The 268-nt window shown below is 39.2% G+C and carries 1 pseudogene; it reads right to left on the reverse strand.

Annotated features, from left to right (window positions below):
- Nucleotides 1-50 precede the first annotated feature (50 nt).
- Nucleotides 51-268 (reverse strand): annotated as a pseudogene (gene gatB, locus ELQ11_RS09790) (Asp-tRNA(Asn)/Glu-tRNA(Gln) amidotransferase GatCAB subunit B); the annotation flags it as partial.

Below are 268 nucleotides of genomic sequence, written 5' to 3' on the forward strand. Positions count from 1 at the left end.
ATATAAAGCACTGCCCCATTTTCCTGCGCCGATGATTGCAATTTTGCTCATCAGCCCAACTTTGCTTTTAAAATTTCATTGACCTTGTTAGGATTAAAGGCTCCCTTACATTCTTTCATAGTCTGCCCTACAAAGAAACCAAAGAGCTTATCCTTCCCGCTTTTATACTCTGCAACCTTATCAGCATTGGCATTTAAAATTTGCTCAATTACTGCTTCGATAGCTGAATCATCGCTAACCTGCTTAAGCCCTAACTTTTCAATCGTTT

The organism is Campylobacter sp. US50a (assembly GCF_004379015.1).
GTDB classification, from domain to species: Bacteria; Campylobacterota; Campylobacteria; order Campylobacterales; family Campylobacteraceae; genus Campylobacter_D; species Campylobacter_D jejuni.